Consider the following 20,158-nt stretch of genomic DNA (forward strand, 5'->3'; position numbering starts at 1 on the left):
TGGGGGAGGAGAGGCCGACGGCCTCCCCGTAGCGCTCCATGACCAGGGTCTAACACTCCGGTGTCTCCCCGGCGATGTACCCGTGACCCACATTCAACAACCGCCTGCGTGCCACCGCACACGTCACCCGCCCCTTCCCCGACTTCCGTTTCGGCACGAGCAGTTCGCCCCCGCCCGCGAGCGCCGCCGCCTCCGCCACCGACGGTGTGCCCGCCGCCGCCCGTACCGCGTCCGACGGATGGGGTACGGCGACCAGCGCCAACTCGGCCGCCGGATAGGTCCGCAGGGGCACGCCCAGCCGGGCCGCGGCCTCGACGATCCCCGCCTCGTCCGCCTTGGAGCCGACGGTCGCCAGCTCCCCGACGACCGAGACGTCCAGCGCGGCCTCCCGCAGCGCCTCCGTGACCAGCGCGAGCACCGCGTCGGCGGACACCCCCCGCCCGGACCCCACGCCGACCACCACCGTCATCGCGCGCAGTGCTCCACGAACCGCCGCGCCGTCCCGGGCGCGCCCGCCCAGTGCGTGTGCACGTAACTGGCGTGCACACCGCCCCGGACGAAGCCCTCCATGCGGCGCGCCGGCTGCCGCAGCCCCCACGCGGGCGCCTCGCCCGCGCCCGGCTCGATCACCGTGCGGTGGAACTCGTGCCCCCGCATCCGCGTCCCGGCCGCCGCCAGCGGGCTGTCGCCCACGGCCACCGCGTCCCGGTAGCCGAGGGTCAGCCGCTGCGACATCCGGGCGTCCGCGTCCAGGACGCCGCACATCGGCTGCCCGTCCAGCGACCGCGCCAGGTACAGCAGCCCGGCGCACTCCGCGGCCACCGGCGCCCCTGAGGCCGCCAGTTCCGCGACGGCCTTCCGCAGCCGGGCGTTGGCCGACAGCTCGGCCCCGTACACCTCCGGGAACCCGCCGCCGATCACCAGCCCGCGGGTGCCCTCGGGCAGCTCCTCGTCCCGCAGCGGGTCGAAGGGCACGACCTCCGCGCCCGCCGCCGTCAGCAGCTCCGCGTGCTCGGCGTACGAGAAGGTGAACGCGGCCCCGCCGGCGACCGCCACGACCGGCCGCCCGGCGACCGGCTCCAGGGCCGGCTCCCAGGGCGCGTCCGGCAGCGGCGGCGCCGACCGCGCCAGCGCCAGCAGGGCGTCCAGGTCGCATCCCGCCCGCACCTGCTCCGCCTGCGCCGCGACCGCCTCCACGGCCGCCGCCTGCCGCTCGGCGACCGGCACCAGGCCCAGGTGCCGAGACGGCGTCGACACGGCCGGCGCCCGGCGCAGCACGCCCAGCACCGGCACGCCCGACTCGCCCAGTGCCTCGCGCAGCAGGTGCTCGTGCCGGTCGGTGGCCACCTTGTTGAGGATCACCCCGCCGATCCGCACCTCCGGGTCCCATGACGCGAACCCGTGCACCAGTGCCGCCACCGACCGGGACTGCGAGGAGGCGTCCACCACCAGCACCACCGGTGCCTTCAGCAGCTTGGCCACCTGCGCGGTGGACGCCAGCTCGCCCTGGTCGGCGGCACCGTCGTACAGACCCATCACGCCCTCGACGACCGCCAGGTCGCAGCCGCGCGAGCCGTGCGCGAACAGCGGCGCGACCAGGCCCGTGCCGCACATGTAGGCGTCGAGGTTGCGGCCCGGGCGGCCGGTGGCGAGCGCGTGGTAGCCCGGGTCGATGTAGTCGGGTCCCACCTTGTGCGGGGACACCGCGAGACCACGGCCCGCGAACGCGGCCATCAGGCCGGTCGCGACCGTGGTCTTGCCCGCGCCCGACGAGGGCGCGGCGATGACGAGACGTGCTACCACTCGATGCCCCGCTGGCCCTTCTGACCCGCGTCCATCGGGTGCTTGACCTTCGACATGTCGGTGACCAGGTCGGCGAACTCGCACAGCTCGGCGGGCGCGTTGCGGCCGGTGATCACCACATGCTGCCGGCCGGGCCGGTTCCGCAGCACCTCGACGACCTCGGCGGTGTCGATCCAGCCCCAGTGCAGCAGGTACGCGAACTCGTCGAGGACGTAGAAGGTGTACTTCTCCTCGGCCAGGTCCCGCTTGACCTGCTCCCAGCCCTCGCGCGCCTTGTCCTCGTGCGACTGCTCGCCCTCGGCCGGCTCGCGCTGGATCCAGGACCAGCCCTCGCCCATCTTGTGCCAGGCGACGGTCCCGCCCTTGCCGGTCTCGCCGAGCGCCTTGAGGGCGTTCTCCTCGCCGACCTTCCACTTGGCGGACTTGACGAACTGGAAGACCCCGATCGGCCAGCCCTGGTTCCAGGCGCGCAGCGCCATGCCGAAGGCGGCGGTCGACTTCCCCTTGCCGACGCCCGTGTGCACCATCACCAGCGCGCGGTTGCGGCGCTGGCGGGTGGTGAGTCCGTCGTCCGGTACGACGGTCGGCTGTCCCTGCGGCATTAAGCGGCCCTCCCGGTAGTTGCTCTGACATCCCTGACGAGACCCGCGATGGCGTCCGCCCGCAGCTCGTCGAGTGTGACGGCGGTGCCGCCGAGGTGACCGGCCAGTTCGGCGGCCATGCCCAGCCGTACCGGCCCGGTCTCGCAGTCCACGACCACGGACGCGGTGCCCTCCGCAGCGTGCAGGCCCGCCGCCCGGGCGGCCAGCGCCACCGGCTCGGGCCCGCCGGTCGCCCGGCCGTCCGTGACGACCACCAGCAGCGGGCGGCGCGCCGGATCGCGCAGCCGCTCCACCCGCAGCACGTCGTGCGCCTTCAGCAGCCCGGCCGCGAGCGGGGTGCGCCCCCCGGTCGGCAGCAGTTCCAGGCGGGCGGCCGCCGCGTCGACCGACGACGTGGGCGGCAGCGCCAGCTCGGCGGACGAGCCGCGGAAGGTCACCAGCCCCACCTTGTCGCGCCGCTGGTAGGCGTCCAGCAGCAGCGACAGCACGGCGCCCTTGACCGCGCCCATCCGCTGCCGGGCCGCCATCGAACCGGAGGCGTCCACCGCGAACAGCACCAGGTTCCCCTCGCGCCCCTCGCGCGTCGCCTGCCGCAGGTCGTCGCGGCGTACCACCAGCCCGGGGCCCGAGCGGCCGCGCGCCCGCTGGTGCGGGGCGGCCGCCTGCACGGTCGCCGCCAGGTGCAGCTTCGTCAGCGTCCCCCGCGGGCGGCGCGCCCCGGTCGTCCTGCCGTGCTCGGTACGCGCCCGGGACCGCCGTCCCGCGGCACCTTCGCCCAGGCCCGGCACGCTCAGCATCTTCGTACGGAACGGCTCGGCGGCCCGGACCGGAGCCTGCTCGCCGCCGCCGGCGCCCGGCGCGGGCGCGGGCTCGGGGGTCTCGGCGGGCGCTTCGGCGGGGGCCTCGGGGGCCGAGCCCTCGGGCTCCCCGGCCTGCGGGGGCACCCCGCCACCTCCGCCACCTCCGCCGGGGCCGCCACCGGGGCCCTCCGGGCCGGGGTCCGGGTCGGGGTCGTCGTCCCCGCCGAACTCCTCCAGCGTCTCGTCCAGCTTGTCCTCGTCCAGCCCCGGCGCGTCGAACGGATTGCGCCTGCGCCGGTGGGGCAGAGCCAGCAGCGCCGCCTGCCGCACGTCGTCGGACGTGACGTCGGTACGCCCCGCCCACGCGGCCAGCGCGGTCGCCGTCCGGGCCATCACGATGTCCGCGCGCATGCCGTCCACCTCGAACGCCGCGCACGTGGCGGCGATCTGGCGCAGCGCCGCGTCCCCGAGCGTCACCCCGGGCAGCAGCGTCCGCGCGGCCACGATCCGGTCCCGCAGCGCGGCCTCCTCCTCGGCCCAGCGCGACGCAAAGGCCGCCGGGTCGTCCTCGTACGCCAGTCGCCGGCGCACCACCTCGACCCGCTGGTCCGGCTCCCGCGAGGCGGCCACCTCCACGGTCAGCCCGAACCGGTCCAGGAGCTGCGGCCGCAGCTCGCCCTCCTCCGGGTTCATCGTCCCGACCAGCAGGAAGCGCGCCGCGTGCCGTACCGAGACGCCTTCGCGCTCCACGTACGAGGCGCCCATGGCGGCCGCGTCGAGGAGCAGGTCGACCAGGTGGTCGTGGAGGAGGTTCACCTCGTCCACGTACAGCACGCCCCGGTGCGCGTCCGCCAGCAGGCCCGGCTCGAACGCCTTCACGCCGTCGGCCAGCGCCCGCTCGATGTCCAGCGCGCCCACCAGCCGGTCCTCGGAGGCGCCGACCGGCAGCTCGACCGTCCGCGCCGGGCGGCTCACCGCCTCCGCCCCGGTGTGCGGCCCGTCCGGGCAGCCCGGGTCGGGGGAGCCGGGCGCGCACGAGAAGCGGCAGCCGGCGATCACGTCCACGTCCGGCATCAGGGCGGCGAGGGCGCGGACGGCCGTCGACTTGGCGGTGCCCTTCTCCCCGCGCACGAGGACGCCGCCGACGGCCGGGGACACCGCGTTCAGCAGCAGCCCGAGCCGCAGGTCGTCCTGGCCGACGATCGCGGTGAAGGGGTAGTGGGGTGCAGCGCTCATGAAGGTGCTCCGGGTGCGATGAAGGGAAGTCCTGTGGGCGGGCCCTGCTCGATCAGTTTCCAGAGCGCGTCCGTGTCCGCGTGTTCCTCGATCAGGTCGCCGAGCCGGTCGAGCTGCTCCTCGCGCAGCGCCCCGAACGACGTGTCGGGGGCCGGTACGAAGCGTCTGCCGGCCGCGCGGGCCACCTCCGTGAGGAACGCCCGGCGGAAGCCGTCGCTCTCCAGCGAGCCGTGCCAGTGGGTGCCCCACACGGCCCCGACCCGGCAGCCGTCCAGGAACGGCTCGCCGCCGCGCACGTCCGCGACGCCGTGGTGGATCTCGTACCCCTCGACCCGCTCGCCGAGGGCCTCCCCGACCGGCCGGGCGAGGGTCTTGTCCACCGCGAACCGCACGCTCACCGGCAGCAGGCCCAGTCCCTCGACCTCACCGGCCCGGGACTCGACGTCGTCCTCGATGCGCTCGCCCAGCGCCTGGAAGCCGCCGCAGACGCCGAGCACCGGACGGCCCTCGGCGGCGCGGCGCGCGATGGCGTCCGCGAGGCCCCGCTCGCGCAGCCACGCCAGCGCCTTCACCGTCCCGCGCGTACCGGGCACCACGACGAGGTCGGCGTCGGCGAGCTCCTCCGGCCGGTCCACGAACCGCACCACCACACCCGGCTCGGCGGCCAGCGCGTCCACGTCGGTGAAGTTCGACATCAGCGGTACGGCGCAGACGGCGACCCGCAGCACGTCCTCGCCGACCGGCGGCGCCACCACCGACTCGCGCACCGCGCCCCGGAGGGACACCCGCAGCCCGTCCTCCTCGTCGATGCCGAGCCCGTGCGCGTACGGCAGGACACCGAAGGTCCGGCGCCCCGTCAGGCCCAGCAGCATGTCCAGGCCGGGCTCCAGCAGCGTCACGTCCCCCCGGAACTTGTTGACCAGGTAGCCCGCGACCAGCTCCTGGTCCTCGGGCGCCAGCAGCGCCGTCGTGCCGAAGAACTGCGCGAAGACCCCGCCCCGGTCGATGTCGCCGACCACGACGACGGGGAAGCGGGCCGCCCGCGCGATGCCCATGTTGACGATGTCGTTGCGCCGCAGGTTGATCTCGGCGGGGCTGCCCGCGCCCTCGCAGATCACGGCGTCGTAGGCGCTCCGCAGCTCCTGGAGGCACTCCACGACCGTGCCGAGCAGCGCCTGCTGCCGGCCGCCGTGGTAGCCGCGGGCGCTCAGCTCGCCGACCGGCCTGCCCATCAGCACGACCTGGCTGGAGCGGTCGCTGCCCGGCTTGAGCAGCACCGGGTTCATCAGCGCGGTCGGCTCGACCCGTGCGGCCTGGGCCTGCATGGCCTGGGCGCGCCCGATCTCCGCGCCCTCGCGCGTGACGAACGAGTTGAGGGACATGTTCTGCCCCTTGAACGGCGCGACCTTCACGCCCTGCCGTACCAGCCAGCGGCAGATGCCGGCCGTGACGACGCTCTTGCCCGCGTCGGACGTGGTGCCCGCGACGAGCAGCCCCCCACCCTTGCTCATGTACGCCTCCGCTTGATCGCCCCGTACGCCAGTCGCCCGCCCGCGCACACCGCGAGGGTCAGGGCGCTCACCCGGCGCGACAACCGCACCGCCCGCTCGATGTCCGCCACCTCCACGGCCCGGCCCGCCCCGTTCAGCACCGGCCGGTGCTCGACGCGGCCCCCGTACGAGAGCGTCCCGCCGAGCCGTACGCCCAGCGCGCCCGCGAACGACGCCTCGACGGGGCCCGCGTTCGGGCTCGGGTGCTTCGCCGCGTCCGCCCGCCACGCCCGTACCGCACCGCGCGGATCCCCGCCGGCGGCCACGGCCAGGGCGGCCGTGAGGCGGGCGCCGGGCCAGCCGGCCACGTCGTCCAGCCGGGCGGACGCCCAGCCGAAGCGGCGGTACCTGGGGGACTTGTGGCCGACCATCGCGTCCAGGGTGTTCGCCGCCCGGAACGCGACCAGGCCGGGTACGCCGCCGATCGCGCCCCACACCAGGGCGCCGACCACGGCGTCCGAGGTGTTCTCGGCGACCGACTCGACGACCGCGCGGGCGATGCCGGGGCCGTCCAGGGCCTGCGGGTCGCGCCCGCACAGGTGCGGCAGCCGCTCCCGGGCGACGTCCAGGTCGCCGGCGGCCAGGGCGCCGCCGATGGCCCGGGCCTCCCGGCCCAGCGACGTACCGCCGACGACGGACCACACGGAGGCGGCGGTCAGGCCCACGGACAGGGCGCGCCGGTCCCGTACCGCACGGGCCGCGAGCGCGGCCGCCGCCGCGGCGCCACCGGCGCACACCGCCGTGTGCAGCGCGCCCCACCCGCGGTGGTCGCGCCACAGCGCGCCCTCCACGGCGTGCGCGGCGCGCCCGAAGGCGGCCACGGGGTGCCCGCGGCGGGGATCGGCGAGGATCAGGTCGGCGGCGAACCCGGCGGCGGCGCCGTACGCGAAGACGCGATCACCGCGCATGGGTTCTCGATGTGCTGGACGCTTCCGGGGCAGCGCGAAGGCAGCCGGGCATGGCGATGTCCTCACTCAGGGTCCGCGCCCTGGCTCGACGTGACCGGCGACGAGAGTTCCTGACTCATCCGCCCGTCGGGGGCGGACTCACAGTGGCGGGACCGCGCCGGATTCGCACCGGCTTCCTCTCCTGCCGCCGTAATGGCCCCGGCAGTCCACCACGCCCCGCGAACGCCCGTCAACTCGCCGTTGACCTGCGACGGGAGGTTGTGCCGAGGCACACACCGGCGCGCGGCAGAACGACGGCGCCCCCGGAACGGTTCGTCGTTCCGGGGGCGCCGAGGGCCGTTCCCGATCAGGTGACGATCAGGAAGATCCCGTAGGCCACGGCCGCCGCGCAGAGCGCGAAGGCGGCGTAGGCGCCCGTACGGGCCAGGGTGGCGGAGCCGCCGCCCGCCGCCGCCCGCTCCTGCTTGGAGAGGCCGACGATGCCGAGGGTGAACAGGCCCACCAGTGCGACGGTGGCCAGGAGGCTGACCCCGAAGACGGAGCCGAGAGCTGCCCAGTCGATCTTCATGCTGTTCTTTCCTTACACCGTGGCGGCGGGAGCCGGGGTGGCGGCCTCGCCGGCCGGGGCCGGGATGGTGGCCTTGAGGTCGTCGGAGCCGGCCGCGAGGGTGCCGGCCGGCGGCGGGGTGACGGCCGCGATGGCGGTGGTGACGACGCCCGCGGGCTCGTCCTCGCCCTCGGCGTCCACCTCGTTGACGTTGGTGTGGTCGACGACCTGGCGGCGGGAGACGAACCAGATCGCGGTGCACGAGGCGATCAGGAAGGCCGCCACGGCGGCGACTCCCCAGTCGCCCTGCTGGGTAACGAACTCCGAGCCGGCGGCGACGAGGCCGGCGGCCGGCAGGGTCAGGCCCCAGGCGACGAACATCCGGGTGGCCGTGGACCAGCGGACCACGCCGCCCTTGCGGCCGAGGCCCGCGCCCATGACGGCGCCGGAGCAGGAGTGCGTGGTGGAGAGCGAGAAGCCCAGGTTGGAGGAGGCGAGGATGACGGCCGCCGCGCTGGTCTGGGCGGCGAAGCCCTGCTGCGGCTGGAGGTCGGTCAGGCCCTTGCCCATGGTGCGGATGATGCGCCAGCCGCCCAGGTAGGTGCCGAGCGCGATGGCCGTACCGGCGGAGACGATGACCCAGACCGGCGGGTTCGAGCCGGGCACGAGGACGCCTCCGGCGACCAGGGCCAGGGTGATGATGCCCATCGTCTTCTGGGCGTCGTTGGTGCCGTGGGCGAGGGAGACCAGTCCGGCGGAGGCGATCTGGCCGGCGCGGTAGCCCTTGCGGCCGGTCTTCTCGTCGATGCCGCGGCCGGCCTTGTAGGTCAGGCGGGCGGCGAGCATCGCGGCGATGCCGGCGACGAGGGGTGCGGCGACGGCCGGGATCAGGACCTTGGTGACGACGACGCCGCCGTTGACGCCGCTGACGCCGACCGAGGCGATGGTGGCGCCGATCAGACCGCCCATGAGGGCGTGGGAGGAGCTGGAGGGCAGGCCGACCAGCCAGGTCAGGAGGTTCCACAGGATCGCGCCGACGAGCGCCGCGAAGATCACTTCGGGTTTGATGCCTTCTTCGTTGACGAGCCCGCTGGAGATCGTCTTGGCGACCTCGACCGAGAGGAAGGCACCGACCAGGTTCAGCACGGCGGACATGGCCACCGCCGTCTTGGGCTTCATGGCACCGGTCGAGATGGTGGTGGCCATCGCGTTGGCGGTGTCGTGGAAACCGTTCGTGAAATCGAACACTAGAGCTGTCACGACCACAATGGCGAGCAGCAGCGTGATGTGTTCCATTTACCCAGGCAATCGTTCGACGTCAGTGGTCAGGCGAACGTAAGCAACCTGAGTGAACGGAAGGTGAACTGGGCCGGGCGTCATGGTGACCCCATGCGGACGGACCCCGTTCCGCTTCCCTTCCGCCCCACCGGTCCCAGGGGTCCCCGCCCCCTCCCCGGGCCCCCGGAGGAGATCCTCCTCACGCGCCCCGCCCGCGCCCCCCGCCGTACCGCCCCGAGGGCCGCCTCCCAGGGGCGCCCCGCCCGAGGAGAGGGGGCGGCTGGCAGGATCGGGACATGACACAGGACACGATCGCGCGGACCTGGGACACACTGGTCGCCACCGCCCGCCGCACGGTGGCGGAAGGGCTGGTCGTCGGCACCTCCGGAAACGTTTCCGCACGGGTGGGCGACGACCTCGTCCTCGTCACCCCCAGCGGCGTCCCCTACGACCGGCTCACCCCGGACGACGCCGTCGCCGTCGACCTCGACGGCACCCGGATACGCGGTCGGCTCGCCCCCACCAGCGAGCTGCCCATGCACCTGGAGATCTACCGCCGCACCACCGCCCGCGCCGTCGTCCACACCCACGCCGTCCACGCCACCGCCGTCTCCACCCTCGTCACCGAGCTCCCGCTGATCCACTACATGGCCGCGGCCCTCGGCGGCCCCGTCCGGGTCGCCCCCTACGCCCTGTACGGAACGGAGGAGCTGGCCGACGCCATGCTGCGCGCCCTCGACGGCCGCACCGGCTGCCTGCTGCGCAACCACGGCACCGTCACCTACGGCGACTCCCTGGACCAGGCCTACGACCGCACCGCCCAACTGGAGTGGATGTGCCGCGTCTGGCTCACCGCGAGCTCCGTCCCCGGACACGCCCCCAGCCTCCTGTCGGCCGCCGAACTGCACGAGGTCGCGGAGAAGTTCCGGGGCTACGGCCGGCCCCGCTGACCAGGCCGGCCGCCCGACACTCCGGCGGACCCCGCCCACTGGCATCCGCCCCCGCCCGTGCGGACACTGGAACGGTGCGCCCGGCTACAGCGACGGCAGCGGCCGTCACCACCCTGATCGGTGCCGGCGCGGCCGCGGTCGCGGCCGGCCGGTACGCCAGCAGTGCCGCGCTCAGCGTGCCGCCCGGCCTGCCCCTGCCCGGCGAGCCCCGCCTCACGGTGCACGCCACCGCCGCCGGGCAGGTCACCCTGACCCGCTGCCTCGCCTCCCGGCGCCCCGGCTTCTACGGCCTCGCCGCTCCCGGCGTCCACGCGGTCGTCGGCCCCGTCCTGGACGACGTGCCGCACTCCGCCGACACCGTCGTCCGCCGCCTCGAACGGGTCACCGGCGGCCGGCTGGAGGCCGGCGGCCGCGTCCGCCTCACCCCCCAGCTCCACACCGGCGACCCCGCCGCCGCGCTCGGCCTGGAGTACCAGGACGTGGAGGTCCCCGGCGAACTGGGCGCCCTGCCCGCCTGGTTCGTCCCCGCCGCCCGCTCCACCTGGGTCATCACCGTCCACGGCATCGGCACCACCCGCGAGCACCCCATGAACCTCATGGGCTTCTTCCACCGCATGCGCCTCCCGGTGCTCGACCTCGCCTACCGGGGCGACCCCGGAGCGCCCCGCCCCGCCGGCGGCCTCGGCCACCTCGGCGACTCCGAGTGGCGCGATCTCGACGCCGCGATCCGCCACGCCGTGCGGTACGGGGCCGAGCGCGTGGTCCTCCACGGCTGGTCCACCGGCGCCGCCATGGCCCTGCACGCCGCCGCCAACTGCGGCCTGCGCGACCGCGTCAGCGGCCTCGTCCTCGACTCCCCGGTCCTCGACTGGGAAGCCACCCTGCGCGCGCTCGCCACCGCCCGCCGCGTCCCCGCCCCGCTGCTCCCGCTCGCCGTCCGCGCCGCCCAGGGCAGCACCGGCGTGCACGGCGACCGGCTCGCCGAAGCGGCCGACCCGGACGGGCTCCGCGTCCCCACCCTCGTCTTCCACGGCCCCGACGACCACCTCGCCCCCTGGCAGGCCTCCCGCGAGCTCGCCTCCCGCCGCGCCGACCTGGTCACCCTCCACACCGTCCGCGACGCCCCCCACGCCGCCATGTGGAACGCCGACCCCGACCGTTACGAGGAAGCCATGCGCCGCTTCCTGACCTCCCTCGTCTGACGTCCCTCCCGGCCCCGCGCAGGGGCCACGAACCCGGCGAATCGGATTCCGTTTGGGCTTTCGGGGCGTCAGCGGGAAGACTGCTCCCGTGACGTCTCGAAAGCCTGATGAGCAACTGGCGCGCAATTCCAGACTCCGACTCGTCCGTCCGCGGCCCCTGACCACGGCCCGACGGGCCGTGACGACCCGGCGTACCCGGCCGGTGCCGAGGCCGCCGGAGGGGACACCGCCGCCGGCCGAGCTGGCCCGACAGGCGAGAACGGTGCTCGCCGACGCCGTGCGCATCGCCCGCTGGGCCGCCGTCGAGCGGGACCGCGACCACGACCGCGACGCCACCACCGCCACGCAACGGGCGGCCGCCGCCCTCGGACTGACCGCCGCTCAGGTACGCGCCGGCTGGGACCGCGCCCGGCTCGCCGGACTCGTCGAGCTCCATGGCGACACCGCCCGCCCCGGCTGGCGGCTGCGCGCCTGGGACCGGGACGACTCCGCCGTCCTGCGCGGCTGGGTCGCGCTGTTCGACGCCTGGTCGCTCGTCCACCCCGCGCCCGGGGACGTCGCCCCCGCCGCCGTCGCCGAGGTCGTGGAGGCCGTCCCCCAGGTTCTCTCCCTCCTCCAGCTCTCCGCCGGCCCCGTGCTCGTCCCGGCCCTGCTCGACCTGCTGGGGCAGCGCGTCGCCGAACTCCGCGAGGAGCGCTGCGAGGTCCAGGGCGGCCCCCTGCCCCAGCCCCTGCCCGGGCCGGACTCCCTCGCCCGTCTTCTCGACTGGGCCCTGGAGGGCCTCGCCGCCGTCGGCGCCCTGACCCTCGGCGACGGCCAGGCCACCCTCACCCCCCTCGGCAACTGGGCGGTGTGGGTGAAGCTGGAGCAGATCTGCGTCGCCGCGCAGAGCCCCGCCGGCCACATCGAGCAGTCCGCCGAGGACATGCTGCGCGGCTGCGCCCGCCTCACCCCGGGCCCGGCCCGCGCGGAGTACCGCGCCTGGCTCGCCGCCCGCCCGGTCGGCAGCGCCGTCACCGAGCTGCTCGACGCCGCCCGCGGCGAGGACTCCCTGCTGCGCGGCCTCGCCTTCGAAGCCCTCCGGGTCGTCGGCGCCCCCGCCGAGGCGGAGGTCAGGGCCGCCGCCGACGAGGTCTGCCTGCGCCCCTACGCGCTGCTGTGGCTCGCCGAGTACGAGGGCGCCGACCCCGACGACGCCCCCGACGTCCTCACCCGCGAGGAGGCCACCTGGCTCTGGGTGGACACCGCGGCGGCCGTCGCCGACCACGGCGAGAGCGCCCTCCTCGTCCGCCACCTCGAATCCGCCGTCCAGGGCACGGTGCCCGCCCTGCTCGACGAGGTCCGGGCGGTGGGCCACCCCCGCACCGTCCAGGTCCTGGTCGCCCTGGCCGCGGCACACCCCGACCCCGCCCTCGCCAAGGCGATGCGCCGCGCGGCCTTCCAGGTCCACACCGGCGGAGCCTGACCCGGGGGCTACTCCGCCGCGCCGGGGGCGTACGTCCCGAAACTCCAGACGTTGCCCTCGGCGTCCCGCGCCATGTAGTCCCGCGAGCCGTACTCCTGGTCCGTGGGCGGCATCAGGATCTCCACCCCGTGCTCCACCGCGCGGGCGTGGTGCGCGTCCACGTCCTCCACCACCACGTACACCCCCACCGGCCCACCGCCCTCCATCGCCTTGGCGAAGACGCCGTCCCCACCCTTGCTGCCCAGCATCACCATGCCGTTCCCCTGGGCCAGCTCGGAGTGGACGACGCGGCCGTCCTCGCCCTCGTACACACTCACCTCGGTGAACCCGAAGGCCTCCTTCAGCGTTCTGATCGCTGCCTTCGCGTCCTCGTACAGGATCGTCGGATAGATGCTCGGTACGTGGGCCATGCTGATCACTCTCCGACCTTGCGACTGTGATCCGGATCTCAGCCCACCCAGTCTGGCACCCGGCGCCGACAACGCCCCGCCGAGCGCCCCCGCCTCACCGGAAGGTGTTGCGCCCATGCCCCACACCCGCCACCCGGTGCGGCACGGACGGAGGTGTCCGGCCTGAACGGGCGGCCTCGCGGGGCCGAAAAGCAGTTGCACACGCCCGTTAGACTGGCCCCCATGGCCATTCTCCCCGTGCATTAGACCGGCGTCGAAGCCACCGCACCCGCCGTCCTTCCGCCGTCTTCCACACCGCCCTGGAGTCTGTCCGTGATCACCGCTTCCGGCATCGAGCTGCGCGCCGGCGCCCGCGTCCTCATCGAGTCCGCTTCCTTCCGCATCGCCAAGGGCGACCGCATCGGTCTGGTCGGCCGCAACGGCGCCGGCAAGACCACGCTCACCAAGTGCCTCGCCGGCGAGGGCGTCCCGGCCGGCGGCACGATCACCCGCTCCGGCGAGGTCGGCTACCTCCCGCAGGACCCCCGCACCGGCGACCTCGACGTCTTGGCCCGCGACCGCGTCCTCTCCGCCCGCGGCCTCGACCTCCTGCTCCGCAAGATGCGGCAGAACGAGGAGCGCATCGCGGGCGGCACCGGCGCCACCCGCGAGAAGGCGCTGCGCCAGTACGAGCGCCAGGAGACCGAGTTCCTGACCAAGGGCGGGTACGCGGCCGAGGCCGAGGCCGCCACGATCGCCGCCGCCCTCGGCCTGCCCGACCGGGTCCTCGGCCAGCCGCTGCACACCCTCTCCGGCGGCCAGCGCCGCCGCGTCGAGCTCGCCCGGATCCTCTTCTCGGACGCCGACACCCTGCTGCTCGACGAGCCGACCAACCACCTGGACGCCGACTCCATCGTCTGGCTGCGCGACTACCTCAAGACGTATCGCGGCGGCTTCATCGTCATCTCCCACGACGTCGACCTGGTCGAGACCGTCGTCAACAAGGTGTTCTACCTGGACGCCAACCGGTCGACCATCGACGTCTACAACATGGGCTGGAAGCTCTACCAGCAGCAGCGCGAGGCCGACGAGAAGCGTCGCAAGCGCGAGCGCGCCAACGCCGAGAAGAAGGCCGCCGCCCTCAACTCGCAGGCCGACAAGATGCGCGCCAAGGCCACCAAGACCGTCGCCGCGCAGAACATGGCCCGCCGTGCCGAGCGGCTGCTGTCGGGCCTGGAGGAGGTCCGCGCCTCCGACAAGGTCGCCAAGCTCCGCTTCCCGGAGCCGGCGCCCTGCGGCAAGACCCCGCTCACCGCGGAGGGGCTGTCCAAGTCGTACGGATCGCTGGAGATCTTCACCGACGTGGACCTCGCCATCGACAAGGGGTCACGGGTCGTGATCCTCGGACTGAACGGCGCCGGCAAGACGACCCTGCTGCGGCTGCTCGCGGGGGTGGAGACGCCGGACACCGGCCAGGTCACGCCCGGTCACGGTCTCAAGCTCGGCTACTACGCCCAGGAGCACGAGACCCTCGACCCCGACCGCACGGTCCTGGAGAACATGCGGTCGGCCGCCCCGGACCTCGACCTCGTCGAGGTGCGCAAGACGCTGGGCTCGTTCCTCTTCTCCGGTGACGACGTCGACAAGCCGGCGGGCGTCCTCTCCGGTGGTGAGAAGACCCGGCTGGCGCTGGCCACCCTCGTGGTCTCCTCGGCGAACGTGCTGCTCCTGGACGAGCCGACGAACAACCTCGACCCGGCCAGCCGTGAGGAGATCCTGGGCGCCCTGCGTACGTACAAGGGCGCGGTCGTCCTCGTCACGCACGACGAGGGCGCGGTCGACGCCCTCCAGCCGGAGCGGATCATCCTGCTGCCGGACGGCGTCGAGGACCTGTGGGGCGCGGACTACGCGGACCTCGTGGCCCTGGCGTGATCACCGCCTGACGGGCCGGACCACCGGCCCGGCACCACCCGGATCGTCCCGGCATGGATCATTCGGCTTACGCGTGATCCGTCATCTGAGTGAGGACGTCTCGTACTCCGGCGTGGCGCCGGGCGGATCCCCCGCCCCGGCCGCGCACCGGCCGCCCTCTCCGCCCACCCCTGTGACCTGCTGCTTTTCCGGTGGGCATGGTTCCGGTACCGGCGCACGGCCCGGGCGGCGCGCCGGTGAAGGCGAAACCTTGCGGCACGGACCTTGTCGAATGGCTGGCCAGGAGGCGCCCGAGGGGTGATCATGAGAAGACCAGAGCGCACTTCCCATGAGGAGGCACGGGTGGCCGAGACTCTGAAGAAGGGCAGCCGGGTGACCGGCGCCGCGCGCGACAAGCTCGCGGCAGACCTGAAGAAGAAGTACGATTCCGGTGCGAGCATCCGGGCATTGGCCGAGGAGACGGGCCGATCCTACGGATTCGTCCATCGGATGCTGAGCGAATCCGGAGTCACGCTGCGTGGACGTGGCGGAGCGACGCGGGGCAAGAAGGCCGCTTCGGCCTGACGGCCCCAGTGACCTGACAACCCGAGCGCGGCTCGTCCGGCCCCACCGGTTACGGCAGGGCCACCCGGTCGATCGCAGTGTCGGCCGGGTGGTTACTGTGCAGTCACTTACATGGCTGCACAGCCGCACCGGACCCGGAGGCGCCCCATGACCTCGCTCGACCCAGTCCTCGACAAGGACGGCGTACGGCTCACCGTCGACGACGCCGTTGCCACGGTGACCCTGACCAACCCGGCCAAGCGCAACGCCCAGTCCCCCGCTCTGTGGCGGGCGTTGACGGAGGCCGGACGGTCGCTGCCGGGCAGCGTGCGGGTCGTGGTGCTGCGCGGTGAGGGCAAGTCCTTCTCCGCCGGGCTCGACCGGCAGGCGTTCACGCCGGAGGGCTTCGACGGCGAGCCGTCGTTCCTCGATCTGGCGCGCGGCTCCGACGCCGAGCTCGACGGGGTCATCGCCGAGTACCAGGAGGCGTTCACCTGGTGGCGCCGTAACGACATCGTGTCGATCGCGGCCGTTCAGGGGCACGCGATCGGGGCGGGCTTCCAGCTCGCCCTGGCGTGCGACCTGCGCGTCGTGGCCGACGACGTCCAGTTCGCCATGCGCGAGACCAGCCTGGGCCTCGTCCCCGACCTGACCGGTACGCATCCGCTCGTCGGGGCGGTCGGCTACGCCCGTGCGCTGGAGATCTGCGCCACCGGCCGGTTCGTCCACGCCGACGAGGCCGAGCGGATCGGGCTGGCCAACCTCGTGGTGCCCGCCGCCGACCTCGACGGCGCGGTGAGCGACCTCACGGGCGCGCTGCTGGCGGCCCCGCGTGACGCGGTCGTCGAGACCAAGGCGCTGCTGCGCGGCGCGGGCGGACGCACGTACGAGGAGCAGCGCACGGCCGAGCGCGCCGCCCAGGCGCGCCGTCTCCGCGATCTGGCGGGTCTCTCCGACTGACCGTTACGACGTACGGCCCGCGCCGGCCCCGGTGACCACGACGGTCACCGGGAGCGTTCCGCCCACGGCCCCGCGTACCGCCCGTGCCACGTCCAGCACGCGGTGGTCCGGGGCCGTCGCCAGTTCGACCCGGACGTGGTCGGCGGCCCGGTGGACCGAGGGCCCCAGGACCGTCGTCAGCCGCGCCACGCCCGGTACCGCCGCCGCCAGGACGGCCAGCGGATCGGGCTGGGCATCGCCGCCGGGCACCTCACCGGCCCGCGGCGCGTCGGGCGGGGGAGCGGCCGCCGGCGGTTCGGGCGGGGCGTCCAGCAGTGCCGTCACCCGCAGGTCCACCTCCGCCACGGTCAGCCCGAGCCGGTCCCGTGCCGCCGCCGACAGCGCGGCGCGCAGCCGTTCGGCGAGGTCCGGGAGCGGGACGCCGTACCCGGCGGCGAAGTCCACGTCGACCCGCAGCGGGCCGTGCGGCACCGAACCGGGCGGGGCCGGGTGCGTCGGGGCGCTCGCCGCGTCCGCCGGGCCGGTGTCCGCCGGGGCGATCCGCAACCGGCCCGGGTCCACCCCCCGTACGCTCCGCGCCGCGTCGCGCAGGACCGCGTCCGCGGCGGGCTCCGCGATCCACGCGCCGTCCGCCGCGTCACCCAGGGGAATCAGCCGGCCCAGGCCGATCCGGCTCCGCACCGCCGCCATCCATCCATCAGCCGTCGTCATTCCTCCAGCCTGCCGCATCCCAGGCGCGAGATCCGGAAACCACCCTTAATGTGAGCGAAGGAGTCCAAATCCTCCCGAAGGGAAGCGGTGATGACTGACGCGTCGCAGTCAGCCCAATCAGCCCAGTCCGACCAGGCGGCGAGGGCCGCGCGGATCAGGGAACCGGCGGCCGAGGAAGCCCGGAGGACGTCCATGGCCAAGCGAAGCGGCAGCGGCGGTGACCCGGCGTCCCGTGGCCATACCACCATCGCGGACGGGGTCGTCGAGAAGATCGCCGGACTGGCCGTGCGGGACGTCGCCGGCGTCCACGCGATGGGCAGCGGAGTCTCCCGCACCTTCGGCGCGATGCGCGACCGGGTGCCCGGCGGCCGCCCCAGCGTCAGCCGCGGGGTGAAGGCCGAGGTCGGGGAGGTCCAGACGGCACTCGACCTGGAGATCGTCATCGAGTACGGCTTCCCCATCCACGACGTCGCCCGGGCGGTGCGCACGGACGTGATCTCGGCGGTCGAGCGGATGACCGGTCTCGAAGTCGTCGAGGTCAACATCGCCGTCAGCGACGTGAAGCTGCCGGAGGACGAGGAAGACGAGCCGGAGTCCCGGCTCCAGTAGGCAGCCAGGTGAGGAGCGCACGATGAACATGGCGATGGTCGGCCTATTGGCCGGAATGGCGCTCGGTTTCGCCGGATACTTCGGCGGCTTCGGGGCGTTTCTGCTGGTGGCCGCGTTGGGAGCGGTCGGCTTCGTGACCGGGCGGTTCCTCGACGGGGACCTCGAACCCGGTGACCTCTTCCGGAGCCGTGACCGTTACGACCGGCGGCGGTGACGCGGTGACGGGGGCCCTGGCGGCGGAACGCGGATCGGTCACCATCGCCGACCGCGTGGTGGCCAAGATCGCGGCGCGTGCGGCGCGCGAGGCGCTCGCGGGCGCGGCGGAGGACGAGGGCGGCGGCGGTCGCGGCGGTCTGCCCGGCACGGGAGGCGGCCGGCCGCCGCACGCGACGGTGGTCGTGCACCGGGATACCGCGCGCGTCCGCATCAGCCTGGAGCTCGGCTACCCGTCCGACATCGGCGCCCGCTGCGGCGCCGTACGCCGCCATGTGACCCGGCGCGTGGAGACGCTGGCCGGCCTCGCGGTACCCGAGGTCGCGGTCCAGGTGGAACGGCTGCACTCCTCGTACACCCGCGACCACGACAAGGGACGGGGGAGGGTCCGATGAGCACGATCGCGTCCCACGCTCCCGAGCCCGAGCCCGAGCCGGAGTCGCAGCCGGCGCGGGAGCCCGGGCAGGGGACGGTCCCGGTGCCGGAGGACGCCCCGCCGGGGCGCGCGCACCGCTTCTGGTCCGTGCGGCGCGTCCCGGCAGCCCTGCTGGCGCTGCTGGTGCTCGCCGTCGCCGGACTGCTGCTGTACGACGTCGCGTCCGTGCAGGCGGGGCGGCCCGGCATGCGCTGGCGCCGGGTCCTCGCCGACGACCTGGCCGCCCGGCAGCTCGACGACGTGGCGGTGCTCGCCGGCTCGGCGGTCGCGATCGCGCTGGGCCTCTGGCTGCTGGCGCTCGCCTGCACGCCCGGCCTGCGCGCGCTCCTGCCCATGCGGCGCGGTGCCGATCTGCGCGCCGGGCTGCGGCGGGAAGCGGTCGAGACGGTGCTGCGCGACCGGGCGATGGCGGTGTCGGGCGTGCAGTCCGCGCGGGTACGGGCCCGGCGGCGCAAGGCCGTGGTACGGGCCGTGTCCCACTTCCGCGAGCTCGGCGACGTACGGACCGACCTGGACGGCGCGCTGCGGGCCGCGGTCGACGAGCTGGGCCTGGCCCGGCCGCCGCACCTCGCGGTGCACGTGGCGCGACCGCCGCGGAAAGGGTGAGGACATGCTGAGGACCGTCAACCGGGTGCTGCTGGGTCTGGCCGGGGCCGCGCTGCTGTGCGTGGGCGGGGCGATGCTCGTGGCCGGCCTGGACCTGGGCGTGCCGTCGTGGTGGCCGTGGCGGGGCCCCGACGCCGTGGTGCTCACCGAGTCGGTGCGCACGCGGTGGGCGTGGGGGGTCGTCGTCGCGGTGCTGGCGGCGGTGGTGCTGCTGGCGCTGTGGTGGCTGCTGGCCCAGCTTCGGCGGCCCCGGCTCGCGGAGGTGCTGGTCGACAGCCGGGACGGGGAAGGCGTAGTGCTGCGGGGCCGGGCGCTGGAGGGTGCCGTGGCGGCGGAGGCGGAGGGGCTGGACGGCGTGTCGGGCGCCCGTGTCCGGCTGGCCGGCCGCCGTACGGCACCGTCCGCGCGAGTGTCGCTGCTGCTGGAGCCCCACGCGTCCCCGGCGGCGGCCCTGGCACGCCTCCGGGACGGCGCGCTGCGCCACGCCCGCGAGTCGGCGGGCCTCCCGCACCTCCCCGCGGAGGCCCACCTCCGGGCCGCCAAACACCCCGCACGCCGCGTCACCTGACGGCCCGCGGCCCGGAGGTGGGCGTCCGTCCGGCGCCCGGCACCGCCGCCGGGCGCACCGCCCCGCGGGGCGGCCGGAAGCCGTGCCGGGCGGTCAGAAGCCGTGCCGGGCGCCGCCGTCGACGGGGAGCATGACGCCCGTGAGGTACGAGGCGGCCGGCGAGAGCAGAAACGCCGCGGTGTTGCCGAACTCCTCCGGGGTGCCGTAGCGGCGCAGCGGGATCCGGGACTCGTTGGCGGCGCGGGCGGCGGCCTCGTCGCCGGACAGCGCGTCCAGTTCGCGGACCCGGTCGGTGTCGATACGGCTCGGGAGCAGGCCCACGACCCTGATGCCGCGCGGGCCCAGCTCGTCCGCGAGCGACTTGGCGAAGCCCGCCAGGCCCGGCCGCAGCCCGTTGGAGATGGTCAGCCCCGGGATCGGCTCGTGCACCGAGCCGGACAGGACGAACCCGATGACCCCGCCCTCGGGGAGCGCGGCCGCCGCCGCCCGGGCCATCCGTACCGCGCCCAGGAACACCGAGTCGAACGCCGTCCGCCACTGGTCGTCCGTGCTGTCCGCCGCCCACCCCGGGGGCGGGCCGCCCACGCTGATGAGCACGCCGTCGAAGCGCCCGAAGTGCGTCCGGGCGGCGCCGATCAGACGGTCGGGGGCGGACGGGTCGGCGTTGTCCACCGCGACCCCGACCGCGCCGTCACCCAGCGCGGCGGCGGCCCCGGCCACCGCCTTCTCGTCGCGCGAGGACACGACGACCTTCGCGCCCTCCGCCACCAGGGCCCGCGCCGAGGCGTTGCCCAGTCCGCGGGAGGCGCCGGTCACGACGTACACACGGTCCTTCAGTCCAAGATCCATG

The 20,158-nt window shown here is 74.8% G+C and carries 21 protein-coding genes, 1 pseudogene and 1 riboswitch; of the genes and pseudogenes, 11 read left to right on the forward strand and 11 right to left on the reverse strand.

Translation table 11 applies throughout. From position 1 onward, the window contains the following. Positions 1 to 79 precede the first annotated feature (79 nt). The 8 genes and pseudogenes from ACF068_RS24140 to ACF068_RS24175 form a co-directional block, all read right to left on the reverse strand. Positions 80 to 469: pseudogene (locus tag ACF068_RS24140) on the reverse strand (cobalamin biosynthesis protein); the annotation flags it as partial. Beyond that, the gene (locus ACF068_RS24145) at positions 466 to 1,803 is read right to left on the reverse strand and encodes a cobyrinate a,c-diamide synthase (RefSeq protein ID WP_392276354.1); all 1,338 of its coding nucleotides are present in this window, start codon (positions 1,801 to 1,803) and stop codon (positions 466 to 468) included. The pseudogene ACF068_RS24140 and the gene ACF068_RS24145, both read right to left, overlap by 4 nt. Then, positions 1,797 to 2,405, reverse strand: a complete 609-nt coding sequence (cobO, locus tag ACF068_RS24150; RefSeq protein ID WP_392276355.1) for a cob(I)yrinic acid a,c-diamide adenosyltransferase — start codon at positions 2,403 to 2,405, stop codon at positions 1,797 to 1,799. Before cobO ends, ACF068_RS24145 begins: the two co-directional genes overlap by 7 nt. After that, on the reverse strand, positions 2,405 to 4,441 hold the full coding sequence (locus ACF068_RS24155; RefSeq protein ID WP_392276356.1) for a putative cobaltochelatase: 2,037 nt from the start codon (positions 4,439 to 4,441) through the stop codon (positions 2,405 to 2,407). Before ACF068_RS24155 ends, cobO begins: the two co-directional genes overlap by 1 nt. After that, positions 4,438 to 5,952 (reverse strand): cobyric acid synthase, encoded by a 1,515-nt coding sequence (locus ACF068_RS24160; protein WP_392276357.1) that lies wholly within the window; start codon positions 5,950 to 5,952, stop codon positions 4,438 to 4,440. The genes ACF068_RS24155 and ACF068_RS24160 overlap by 4 nt, the downstream gene beginning before the upstream one ends. After that, on the reverse strand, positions 5,949 to 6,899 hold the full coding sequence (locus ACF068_RS24165; RefSeq protein WP_392276358.1) for a cobalamin biosynthesis protein: 951 nt from the start codon (positions 6,897 to 6,899) through the stop codon (positions 5,949 to 5,951). Before ACF068_RS24165 ends, ACF068_RS24160 begins: the two co-directional genes overlap by 4 nt. 104 nt (positions 6,900 to 7,003) lie before the next feature. After that, positions 7,004 to 7,079, reverse strand: a riboswitch (cobalamin riboswitch). A gap of 166 nt (positions 7,080 to 7,245) precedes the next feature. Then, complete coding sequence (locus tag ACF068_RS24170) at positions 7,246 to 7,467, reverse strand: hypothetical protein (RefSeq protein WP_392276359.1); 222 nt, start codon at positions 7,465 to 7,467, stop codon at positions 7,246 to 7,248. A 12-nt stretch (positions 7,468 to 7,479) separates the two neighbouring features. Beyond that, entirely contained in the window at positions 7,480 to 8,742 is a 1,263-nt protein-coding gene (locus tag ACF068_RS24175) for an anion permease (protein WP_392276360.1), read from the reverse strand. A 278-nt stretch (positions 8,743 to 9,020) separates the two neighbouring features. On the opposite strand from ACF068_RS24175, the gene ACF068_RS24180 reads away from it, so the two are divergent. From ACF068_RS24180 to ACF068_RS24190, 3 genes are all read left to right on the forward strand, one after another. After that, the gene (locus tag ACF068_RS24180) at positions 9,021 to 9,674 is read left to right on the forward strand and encodes a class II aldolase/adducin family protein (protein WP_392276361.1); all 654 of its coding nucleotides are present in this window, start codon (positions 9,021 to 9,023) and stop codon (positions 9,672 to 9,674) included. A gap of 74 nt (positions 9,675 to 9,748) precedes the next feature. After that, positions 9,749 to 10,876: an alpha/beta hydrolase gene (locus ACF068_RS24185; RefSeq protein WP_392276362.1), complete on the forward strand. Its 1,128-nt coding sequence runs from the start codon at positions 9,749 to 9,751 to the stop codon at positions 10,874 to 10,876. Positions 10,877 to 11,054: 178 nt separating this feature from the next. Further along, positions 11,055 to 12,341 (forward strand): hypothetical protein, encoded by a 1,287-nt coding sequence (locus ACF068_RS24190; RefSeq protein WP_392276363.1) that lies wholly within the window; start codon positions 11,055 to 11,057, stop codon positions 12,339 to 12,341. Between the two features lie 8 nt (positions 12,342 to 12,349). On the opposite strand, the gene ACF068_RS24195 is transcribed toward ACF068_RS24190, so the two are convergent. Beyond that, entirely contained in the window at positions 12,350 to 12,751 is a 402-nt protein-coding gene (locus ACF068_RS24195) for a VOC family protein (RefSeq protein WP_392276364.1), read from the reverse strand. 312 nt (positions 12,752 to 13,063) lie between these two features. On the opposite strand from ACF068_RS24195, the gene ACF068_RS24200 reads away from it, so the two are divergent. From ACF068_RS24200 to ACF068_RS24210, 3 genes are all read left to right on the forward strand, one after another. Further along, a complete protein-coding gene (locus ACF068_RS24200; protein WP_392276365.1) occupies positions 13,064 to 14,662 on the forward strand; it encodes an ABC-F family ATP-binding cassette domain-containing protein in 1,599 nt (532 codons plus the stop codon). 342 nt (positions 14,663 to 15,004) lie between these two features. Further along, positions 15,005 to 15,226: a helix-turn-helix domain-containing protein gene (locus ACF068_RS24205; RefSeq protein ID WP_006123601.1), complete on the forward strand. Its 222-nt coding sequence runs from the start codon at positions 15,005 to 15,007 to the stop codon at positions 15,224 to 15,226. A 147-nt stretch (positions 15,227 to 15,373) separates the two neighbouring features. Further along, positions 15,374 to 16,165, forward strand: coding sequence for an enoyl-CoA hydratase/isomerase family protein (locus ACF068_RS24210; protein ID WP_392276366.1), 792 nt, complete (start codon positions 15,374 to 15,376; stop codon positions 16,163 to 16,165). A 3-nt stretch (positions 16,166 to 16,168) separates the two neighbouring features. Here the strand turns inward: ACF068_RS24210 and ACF068_RS24215 are convergent, their stop codons facing one another. Continuing rightward, positions 16,169 to 16,876, reverse strand: a complete 708-nt coding sequence (locus ACF068_RS24215) for a hypothetical protein (protein ID WP_392276367.1) — start codon at positions 16,874 to 16,876, stop codon at positions 16,169 to 16,171. Positions 16,877 to 17,068: 192 nt separating this feature from the next. Here ACF068_RS24215 and ACF068_RS24220 point away from each other — a divergent pair, with 192 nt between their 5' ends. The 5 genes from ACF068_RS24220 to amaP are packed head-to-tail and all read left to right on the forward strand — an operon-like array spanning position 17,069 to position 19,308. Continuing rightward, positions 17,069 to 17,485, forward strand: a complete 417-nt coding sequence (locus ACF068_RS24220) for an Asp23/Gls24 family envelope stress response protein (protein WP_392276368.1) — start codon at positions 17,069 to 17,071, stop codon at positions 17,483 to 17,485. Between the two features lie 22 nt (positions 17,486 to 17,507). After that, entirely contained in the window at positions 17,508 to 17,699 is a 192-nt protein-coding gene (locus tag ACF068_RS24225; protein WP_392276369.1) for a hypothetical protein, read from the forward strand. Then, positions 17,674 to 18,093: an Asp23/Gls24 family envelope stress response protein gene (locus ACF068_RS24230; RefSeq protein ID WP_392276370.1), complete on the forward strand. Its 420-nt coding sequence runs from the start codon at positions 17,674 to 17,676 to the stop codon at positions 18,091 to 18,093. Before ACF068_RS24225 ends, ACF068_RS24230 begins: the two co-directional genes overlap by 26 nt. Beyond that, a complete protein-coding gene (locus ACF068_RS24235) occupies positions 18,090 to 18,740 on the forward strand; it encodes a DUF6286 domain-containing protein (protein WP_392276371.1) in 651 nt (216 codons plus the stop codon). Before ACF068_RS24230 ends, ACF068_RS24235 begins: the two co-directional genes overlap by 4 nt. A 4-nt stretch (positions 18,741 to 18,744) precedes the next feature. After that, complete coding sequence (gene amaP, locus ACF068_RS24240) at positions 18,745 to 19,308, forward strand: alkaline shock response membrane anchor protein AmaP (RefSeq protein ID WP_392276372.1); 564 nt, start codon at positions 18,745 to 18,747, stop codon at positions 19,306 to 19,308. Between the two features lie 93 nt (positions 19,309 to 19,401). Here the strand turns inward: amaP and ACF068_RS24245 are convergent, their stop codons facing one another. Beyond that, on the reverse strand, positions 19,402 to 20,157 hold the full coding sequence (locus tag ACF068_RS24245; RefSeq protein WP_392276373.1) for an SDR family oxidoreductase: 756 nt from the start codon (positions 20,155 to 20,157) through the stop codon (positions 19,402 to 19,404). Position 20,158 lies beyond the last annotated feature (1 nt).

The organism is Streptomyces sp. NPDC016309 (assembly GCF_043077235.1).
Classification (GTDB): domain Bacteria; phylum Actinomycetota; class Actinomycetes; order Streptomycetales; family Streptomycetaceae; genus Streptomyces.

Bases quoted from the DNA above. Each gene is read 5' to 3' on its own strand.
- ACF068_RS24195 (WP_392276364.1), bottom strand. From the start codon at position 12,751: ATGGCCCACGTACCGAGCATCTATCCGACGATCCTGTACGAGGACGCG.
- ACF068_RS24245 (WP_392276373.1), bottom strand. From the start codon at position 20,157: ATGGATCTTGGACTGAAGGACCGTGTGTACGTCGTGACCGGCGCCTCC.
- ACF068_RS24160 (WP_392276357.1), bottom strand. From the start codon at position 5,952: ATGAGCAAGGGTGGGGGGCTGCTCGTCGCGGGCACCACGTCCGACGCG.
- ACF068_RS24180 (WP_392276361.1), top strand. From the start codon at position 9,021: ATGACACAGGACACGATCGCGCGGACCTGGGACACACTGGTCGCCACC.
- ACF068_RS24215 (WP_392276367.1), bottom strand. From the start codon at position 16,876: ATGACGACGGCTGATGGATGGATGGCGGCGGTGCGGAGCCGGATCGGC.
- amaP (WP_392276372.1), top strand. From the start codon at position 18,745: ATGCTGAGGACCGTCAACCGGGTGCTGCTGGGTCTGGCCGGGGCCGCG.
- ACF068_RS24210 (WP_392276366.1), top strand. From the start codon at position 15,374: ATGACCTCGCTCGACCCAGTCCTCGACAAGGACGGCGTACGGCTCACC.
- ACF068_RS24235 (WP_392276371.1), top strand. From the start codon at position 18,090: ATGAGCACGATCGCGTCCCACGCTCCCGAGCCCGAGCCCGAGCCGGAG.
- ACF068_RS24225 (WP_392276369.1), top strand. From the start codon at position 17,508: ATGAACATGGCGATGGTCGGCCTATTGGCCGGAATGGCGCTCGGTTTC.
- ACF068_RS24170 (WP_392276359.1), bottom strand. From the start codon at position 7,467: ATGAAGATCGACTGGGCAGCTCTCGGCTCCGTCTTCGGGGTCAGCCTC.
- ACF068_RS24165 (WP_392276358.1), bottom strand. From the start codon at position 6,899: ATGCGCGGTGATCGCGTCTTCGCGTACGGCGCCGCCGCCGGGTTCGCC.
- ACF068_RS24155 (WP_392276356.1), bottom strand. From the start codon at position 4,441: ATGAGCGCTGCACCCCACTACCCCTTCACCGCGATCGTCGGCCAGGAC.
- ACF068_RS24220 (WP_392276368.1), top strand. From the start codon at position 17,069: ATGGCCAAGCGAAGCGGCAGCGGCGGTGACCCGGCGTCCCGTGGCCAT.
- ACF068_RS24175 (WP_392276360.1), bottom strand. From the start codon at position 8,742: ATGGAACACATCACGCTGCTGCTCGCCATTGTGGTCGTGACAGCTCTA.
- cobO (WP_392276355.1), bottom strand. From the start codon at position 2,405: ATGCCGCAGGGACAGCCGACCGTCGTACCGGACGACGGACTCACCACC.